Genomic DNA, 7,617 nt, shown 5'->3' with positions numbered 1-7,617 from the left:
AATTGCTCGTGAGGCTTGATCCTATAACACTGATGGTTATTGACCTGGTGATATAGCGTTCCAAGTGTCGTTCAATACAAAATCTGGCTGCACCGTCAGCAGCCAGCCAACACCAATTACGACCCCCCTGTGCATGATCATCGAGCGAGCCTCTGATCATCCACACGTTGTGTTTCTTCCAAGATTGGAGCCGTTGCGCTAACCCGCAGCCGCTCAACCAGTTACGCCTGACGACCATAGCAAGGTGGTACCACTCCTTCCCATCCCGAACAGGACAGTGAAACGCCTTCGCGCCGATGATAGTGGACGGACGTCTGTGAAAGTAGGTCATCGTCAGGCTTTTATTGCGCAAAACCCCACAGGTAATCCTGTGGGGTTTTGTTTTTGTATAAGTGAGAACGCGGTCAAGCGTGATGACAGCTACTAGGCGTCACATCACGAATGTGATTAGATGTTCATGCAGTGCCAGGCAGTACACAAAGATTCGAGAGGTTGACGCTCAAGGCAACCACTCAAGCAGTTACGCTTGACGACCATAGCAAGGTGGTACCACTCCTTCCCATCCCGAACAGGACAGTGAAACGCCTTCGCGCCGATGATAGTGGACGGACGTCTGTGAAAGTAGGTCATCGTCAAGCTCTTATCCCTCAAAGCCCCGCCGTTCACGGTGGGGCTTTGTCTTTGGCGATAATAGTTCGAACTCAGGCTCAAAATGAGCTCGCAAATGAACGACCAATTGACGCCGCAAGGGCGCTATCAATCACGCTGCAAGCCGCGCCAATGCTGAATGTGCCGAAATAACAACGCCCGTGGATGGGTGGGTATTGTGCGGTAAGATTGTCCGAGTCAATTCGTTGGAGCGTTATCGTGAGTGATCCCCAGACCCCCGTGCCCGGCACAACGTTGGACCTGCGCACGCTGACCCATGTGGCATACGGTTTATTCGCCCTGGGATTTCTGACAAGTGGAATTCTGGGCATTGCGACATTGGCGGCCGTGGTGCTGATGTACCTGAAACGCTCTGACGCCGCCGGCACGGTTTACGCTGGCCACTTCGATTGGATGTTGCGTACGTTCTGGTGGGCGATGCTGTGGCTGGCGATCAGCGCCATCGCGGTGTACATCTTCATTGGCTGGATCAGCTTGATCGCGACGGTCGTGTGGGTGCTGTATCGCTTGATCAAAGGCTGGCTGGCGCTGTTGGAAGGCAGCTCACCGACTCCCTACGCGTGATTGGGAAAAAGCGTCTTGTAGGCGCTTAGAAGGCCGGCAGAAATGCCGGCTTTTTTACGTCCACGAATTGGCTGTGATCGCGATGCCCTCGCAAAGACGCGTCGCGCGCAGACAAGCGTTAAGCGCGTCCCGACGCAAGGGCTTGGACACACACACGAGCAGACACAACGGCGCGTCAAACGGGGCGCAAACGGGGCGATCCGAAAGTGCTGGGGCGGTATGGGGATTGAGCTTCGCCGCATCCACAGAACGTGGATTTGGGATGGTGCGCCGAAGATGGCGCAGCTGAACAGAGGGTTGGCTAGCCCGGCGAAAAGCCAGGGCGTCGCGACAATCCAGGAGGCAGGGACGTACGAGGTACGCCCTTTGCCTGCTTACTTCAGATGTGCGTTGACCAGTTTGGTCAGTTCGAACATCGTGACCTGATCTTTGCCAAAGATCGGGCGCAGCTTGGCATCGGCGTTGATGTTGCGCTTGTTGCTGGCATCTTGCAGGTTGTGCTTCTTGATGTATTCCCAGATCTTCTTGGTGACCTCGGTACGCGGCACGGCTTCCGAGCCGATGACAGCGGCCAACTCGGCGCTGGGGGTCAGGGGCTTCATGAATGCAGCGTTCGGCTTGCGCGCGGTCGCGGGTTTGGAGGTTGTGGCCATAATGCGGCGCTCCTTCTCTGGCTGTTGGAAAAATTGTCCTGCGGCCGGAGCATAACGTGTCTCTCTGGTAAAGACAAAGGCATTTATCCTCTGTAGCAACTAAAATATACGCACCGTCCCCTCTATCACGCCATTCTGTAACCTCCTATGTACGCACGATCTGCCTTGGAATCAATTCGACTTTTTCATGACGAGTTGACTGCGCTGCGACGCGATTTGCATGCCCACCCCGAACTGGGTTTCGAAGAGGTGCGAACCTCCGGGATCGTCGCCGGCGCGTTGGAAGCGTTGGGCATCGAAGTGCATCGGGGGATAGGCAAGACGGGCGTGGTTGGCGTGATACGTGGCCGGCGCTGCGACAGCGGCCGCATGATCGGGCTGCGCGCGGACATGGACGCCTTGCCGATGACCGAGGACAACGACTTCGGCCATAAGTCCACCAAGCCTGGCTTGATGCACGGATGCGGTCATGACGGGCACACGGCGGTGCTGATCGGTGCCGCCAAATACTTGGCTCAGACGCGCAATTTTGACGGTACGGCGGTCTTGATTTTCCAACCCGCCGAGGAAGGCCGAGGTGGTGCGCGCGCGATGCTGGAGGATGGCCTTTTCGACACGTTTCCGTGTGATGCCATCTATGCCCTGCACAACTGGCCCGGCTTGCGGCCAGGTACCATCGGCATCAACCCTGGGCCGATGATGGCGGCGGCAGATCGTTTTGAGATCCAGATCACCGGGCGCGGCGGCCATGGCGCGCATCCTTATCAAACCATTGATCCGGTAACCATCGCCGGCCAGATCATCACGGCGCTCCAGACGATCGTGTCGCGCAACGTGAACCCGCTGGATTCCGCCGTGGTGTCGATCGGGTCGATGCAGGCGGGCCATCCCGGCGCCATGAGCGTCATCCCGCGCGAAGCCAAGTTGGTGGGCACTGTGCGTACGTTTCGCAAGTCGGTCCAGGAAATGGTCGAGACTCGCATGCGAGAGCTGGTCACCGCGATCGCCAGCGCGTTCGGCGGGACCGCTGAACTGATCTACGAACGCATCTATCCCGCCACCTTGAACACGCCGCAGCATGCGAACCTGGTGGCCGACATCGCCACCGAGATGATCGGCAAAGAAAACGTGGTGCGCGATCTGGTGCCGTCGATGGGCTCCGAAGATTTCTCGTTCATGTTGCAGAGCAAGCCAGGTGCATATTTCCGCCTGGGCCAAGGCGGCGCCGAGTCGGGCTGCGTGCTGCACAACTCTCATTTTGATTTCAACGATGCGGTCATTCCCCTGGGCAGCGCGATGTTCGCCGCGCTGGCAGAACGGGGCATGCCGCTGGCAGATTAAGAAGCCTCTTCCATGTCTACTCAAAGCACGACTCAGCTTACTATCACCCGCCCTGATGATTGGCACCTGCATCTGCGTGATGGCGCGGCGCTGGAAGCCGTGGTGGCCGACACCGCGCGCCAGTTTGCGCGAGCCATCATCATGCCGAATCTGAAGCCGCCGGTGACCACCACCGAGCAGGCGCTGGCGTACCGGGATCGCATCCTTCAAGCGTTGCGCAAGGCGGGTGGCAACGCCGACGCGTTCACTCCGCTGATGACGCTTTATCTGACGGACAACACCTCAGCCGAAGAGATCCGCAACGCGCATGCATCCGGTCAGGTCTACGCGGTGAAGCTCTATCCCGCAGGTGCGACGACCAACTCGGACGCCGGCGTGACTGACTTGTTGGGCAAGTGCACGCAGGCCCTGGAAGCATTGGAAAAATGCGGAATGCCGCTGCTCGTGCACGGCGAGGTGACGGATCCTGCTATTGACGTATTCGACCGCGAAGCCATTTTTGTCGAACGCGTCATGAAACCCTTGCGCCGCGCATTCCCGGCCTTGAAGGTCGTGTTCGAACACATCACGACGAAAGAAGGCGCCGAATATGTGCGTGATGCTGAAGGGCCGACGGCCGCGACGATCACCCCTCAGCACATGCTCTACAACCGCAACGCGATCTTCCAAGGTGGCGTGCGCCCGCATTGGTATTGCCTGCCAATCCTGAAGCGCGAAACGCACCGCCTTGCCCTGGTCGAGGCCGCCACCAGCGGCAGCCCCCGGTTTTTCCTGGGCACGGATAGCGCGCCGCACGCCCGCGGCTTGAAGGAACACGCCTGCGGCTGTGCGGGTTGCTACACCGCGCTGCACGCGATGGAGCTGTATGCGACCGCGTTTGATGCCGTGGGCAAGCTGGACAAGCTGGAAGGCTTTGCAAGCTTCCATGGTCCGGATTTTTATGGTCTGCCGCGCAATACCGGCACGCTGACGCTGGTGCGCGAAACGTATCAGGTGCCCGAAGAACTGGCATTCGGCAACACGACGCTGGTGCCGTTGGCGGCGGGCGAGGCGCTGGCTTGGCGCGCTCACGCTTGAGCGGCACGGGGCGCGCTCGGGCGCGGCCACTAACGTGAATCGGTGATCGGCATGTTGCCGATCACCCCGATTTTTCCTGTGTCGCGGGCGGTCAATAGGCCGATATAGATGTGCCTATATATAGATGACCAAAATACAAGCTGCCGAAAAAGGTCGTGCCTGCGTTTTACAGCGTGCCGTCGCGGCGTGCTTCCAGCAATTCCCAACGCGCGAACTTTTCCTCAAGCTCGCCTTCCAGCTTGGCCAGTTCGCCGTTGATGCGCTCGACTTCCGCCGGCGCGTCGCGGTAGAGGCTGCCGTCCGCCAACTTGCCGGCCAGTTCCGCCTGCTGCGCCTCCAGCGCGGCGATGGCATCGGGAAGGCCTTCAAGCTCGCGCAAGTCCCATGCATTGATCTTGCTGGCCTTGGCCGGCTTGGCACGGGCCACCTTGGCGCGCGCGGCGCTTTCGTCAGCGGGCTTGGCGGTGGCTTCCACATCGGTTTCCACTGCGGCAGGCGCGGGCCGCTGCGCCACCCATTCATCGTATCCGCCGACGTAATCGCGCCAGTGTCCGTCGCCTTCGTAGGCGATGGTCTGCGTGACAACGTTGTTCAAAAACGCCCGGTCGTGGCTGACCAGCAGCACGGTGCCGGCATATTCCTGCAACAGCTCTTCCAGGAGCTCAAGCGTTTCGATGTCCAGGTCGTTGGTGGGTTCGTCCAGCACCAGCACGTTGGCAGGGCGGGCGAACAGGCGCGCCAACAGCAAGCGGGCGCGTTCGCCGCCGGACAGGCTGCGCACGGGCGAGCCGGCGCGGGCGGGCGAGAACAGGAAGTCGCCCAGATAAGTCATCACGTGTTTGCGGGTGCCGCCGATTTCAACCCATTCGCTGCCCGGGCTGATGATGTCCACCAGCGACGCGTTTTCATCCAGCTGCGCGCGCATCTGGTCGAAATACGCGACGGCCACATTGGTACCCATTCGCGTCGTGCCGCTGTCGGGCTGCATCTCGCCCAGGATGAGCTTGAGCAGCGTGGTCTTGCCGGCGCCGTTGGGCCCGATGATGCCGATGCGGTCGCCGCGCAGGATGGTGGCGGAGTAGTCGTTGACGACCACCTTGTCACCGAAGGTCTTGCCGACATGCTCAAGCTCGGCAACCAGCTTGCCTGAACGTTGGCCTTCAGCCAATGCCAACGAGACGTCGCCAATACGTTCACGACGTTCAGCGCGCTGGACCCGCAGGCTTTCCAGGCGGCGCACGCGGCCTTCATTGCGGGTACGGCGGGCCTCGACGCCCTTGCGGATCCAGACTTCTTCCTGCGCAAGCAGCTTGTCGAAGCGGGCCTGTTCCAGGCGTTCCGATTCCAGCCATTGGGCCTTGCGCTCCTGCCACTGCGAGAAGTTGCCGGGAAAGCTCAGCAGGCGGCCGCGGTCCAGTTCGACGATGCGGGTGGTGACGGCGTCCAGAAAGCGCCGGTCGTGGGTGATGATGACGGCGGCACCCCGCCAGCCGCGGAGCATCTCTTCCAGCCAGGCAATGCCTTCGAAGTCCAGATGGTTGGTGGGTTCGTCCAGCAGCAGCAGGTCGGGTTCTTCAACCAGGGCGCGTGCAAGCGCGACGCGCTTGCGCGTGCCGCCCGACAGGCCCGCGATCTGCACGTCCGCGGGCAAGCCCAGCTTTTCCAGCATGGCGCGTACGCGAGAAGGGCGTTGCCAGTCTTCATGGTCGCCTTCCACGTTGCAGACCACGTCAAATACGGTGGCGTTTTCGTCCAGCTCGGGTTCCTGTTCGACGGTGGCCACGCGCAACCCCGAGCTGCGGGCGATGTCGCCGTCGTCGGGCAGCGTGCGGCCGTCCAGCAGCCTGAGCAGCGACGACTTGCCGGCGCCATTGCGGCCAATCAGGCCGATGCGCTCGCCGGCCTGAATGGCGAAGTCGGCATGGTCCAGCAACGGGTGGTGGCCATAGGCCAGCTGAATGTCGGTCAGGGTGATGAGGGTAGCGAGGGCCATGTAGTCGGTCTTTTCTGCGGCTTCTAAGCGAATCAACGCGTATTGTCGCAGGAACCTCGGCAAGCCGTTGAATGGGCCAAGACCGGGGCGTGTCGGGGACAGTGCCGCTACCTGTAATAGAATACGAACCGCAAGACGGGTCGGGCGATCGCGGTGGATGCGAATCCATCGAGGAAGGTCCGGACTCCACAGGGCAGGATAACGGCTAACGGCCGTCCGGCCGCGTCCTTGGGCGCGGTTGAGGAATAGGGCCACAGAGACGAGACTGGGAAGCGGGCGCGCTTTGCGCGCACAGGTACGGCCATCTCCGTATCGCGTCGTTCGGCAACGAATGGCGGCGTCTCAGGGTGAAACGCGGCAACCTCTATCCGGAGCAACATCAAATAGGCATGCGTGCGGCCCTCGGGTCGCGAAGGGCGGCTCCGTCCAAGCATGCGGGTAGATGGCTAGAGCGGCTCAGCAATGATCCGCGCAGAGGAATGATCGTCCGCCAGGGCAACCTGGTGTACAGAATCCGGCCTATAGACTCGTCTTGCATCGAATATTCCCACTCGCGCGGCGCCAGGCATCAATGCCTGGCCGCGCGGCATGCGCTGGCGATTTTTTCGCGGCGCCAAAATGGGGCGTTCGGCGGGAAGCCTCGCCAACCGGTGCAAAGGGCGCGGCGTAAAACAATGCAAAGGCATCGTTAGCCGCTACTTTTGACGAAGGACTTTTAGTGTGTGCCGCAACCTCCTGATAAATCAGGAGGTTTTTCTTTTTGCGGTTTTACATATTGGCCTAAGTCCTTGTTGTGATTGAAAAAATTGCAACCACTCGCTTGACCGCCCCATTGCCATACCGTAGAGTGGGAAATAGTAGGAAATTGTGCAATTAAGTGGGGTAAAAGTGGTGTTTCAGGGAAGCAGCGCACTCACGCTGGATGCGAAGGGGCGGATCTCGATTCCGACCCGGCATCGTGACGCGCTCATGTCGCAGGCCGATGGCCGGCTGACCCTGACCCGCCACCCTGACGGCTGCTTGCTGGTGTACCCGCGGCCTGAATGGGAAAAGAAGCGCGAGCAGATCGCCGCTTTTCCCATGACGGCTCGTGCGTTGCAGCGGCTGTTGCTGGGCAACGCTCAGGATGTCGAACTGGATGGCTCCGGCCGGGTCCTGATCGCTCCTGAACTGCGCAACGCTTCCGGTATGACGCGCGATGTGATGCTGCTCGGTCTGGGCGCGCACTTCGAGCTGTGGGACGCCGCTACTCTGGCCAGCCGCGAGGCGGAAGACTTGGCCAAGGGTATGCCGGATGTGTTGAACCAGTTTTCGTTCTGA

General features: G+C 60.5%; 6 protein-coding genes, 2 rRNA genes and 1 other RNA gene. 7 read left to right on the top strand and 2 right to left on the bottom strand.

Translation table 11 applies throughout. From position 1 onward, the window contains the following. The first annotated feature begins 226 nt into the window (after nt 1–226). The 3 genes from rrf (AC6LJY_RS17790) (at nt 227) to AC6LJY_RS17780 (ending at nt 1,233) form a co-directional block, all read left to right on the top strand. Nucleotides 227–339, top strand: a 5S ribosomal RNA gene (rrf, locus tag AC6LJY_RS17790). A 186-nt stretch (nt 340–525) separates the two neighbouring features. Then, nucleotides 526–638, top strand: a 5S ribosomal RNA gene (rrf, locus tag AC6LJY_RS17785). A 175-nt stretch (nt 639–813) separates the two neighbouring features. After that, nucleotides 814–1,233 carry a DUF4870 family protein gene (locus AC6LJY_RS17780; protein WP_046804327.1) on the top strand — a complete coding sequence of 140 codons (420 nt, stop codon included), beginning with the start codon at nt 814–816 and terminating at the stop codon, nt 1,231–1,233. 374 nt (nt 1,234–1,607) lie between these two features. On the opposite strand, the gene AC6LJY_RS17775 is transcribed toward AC6LJY_RS17780, so the two are convergent. Further along, nucleotides 1,608–1,886: an SWIB/MDM2 domain-containing protein gene (locus AC6LJY_RS17775; protein WP_006217453.1), complete on the bottom strand. Its 279-nt coding sequence runs from the start codon at nt 1,884–1,886 to the stop codon at nt 1,608–1,610. A 147-nt stretch (nt 1,887–2,033) separates the two neighbouring features. On the opposite strand from AC6LJY_RS17775, the gene AC6LJY_RS17770 reads away from it, so the two are divergent. Both AC6LJY_RS17770 and pyrC read left to right on the top strand, forming a co-directional pair. Continuing rightward, entirely contained in the window at nt 2,034–3,227 is a 1,194-nt protein-coding gene (locus tag AC6LJY_RS17770; RefSeq protein WP_104143374.1) for a M20 aminoacylase family protein, read from the top strand. A 12-nt stretch (nt 3,228–3,239) separates the two neighbouring features. Further along, complete coding sequence (gene pyrC, locus AC6LJY_RS17765) at nt 3,240–4,304, top strand: dihydroorotase (RefSeq protein WP_104143376.1); 1,065 nt, start codon at nt 3,240–3,242, stop codon at nt 4,302–4,304. Nucleotides 4,305–4,470: 166 nt separating this feature from the next. On the opposite strand, the gene AC6LJY_RS17760 is transcribed toward pyrC, so the two are convergent. Next, entirely contained in the window at nt 4,471–6,297 is a 1,827-nt protein-coding gene (locus AC6LJY_RS17760) for an ATP-binding cassette domain-containing protein (protein ID WP_498136453.1), read from the bottom strand. 132 nt (nt 6,298–6,429) lie between these two features. Between AC6LJY_RS17760 and rnpB the strand changes: the two genes are divergently transcribed. Both rnpB and mraZ read left to right on the top strand, forming a co-directional pair. Beyond that, nucleotides 6,430–6,835, top strand: an RNA gene (rnpB, locus tag AC6LJY_RS17755) — RNase P RNA component class A. A 353-nt stretch (nt 6,836–7,188) separates the two neighbouring features. Continuing rightward, nucleotides 7,189–7,617, top strand: coding sequence for a division/cell wall cluster transcriptional repressor MraZ (gene mraZ, locus AC6LJY_RS17750; protein ID WP_006226256.1), 429 nt, complete (start codon nt 7,189–7,191; stop codon nt 7,615–7,617).

Source organism: Achromobacter sp. RT286_PF (assembly GCF_059760425.1).
This window is presented reverse-complemented; position numbering and strand designations above follow the sequence as displayed.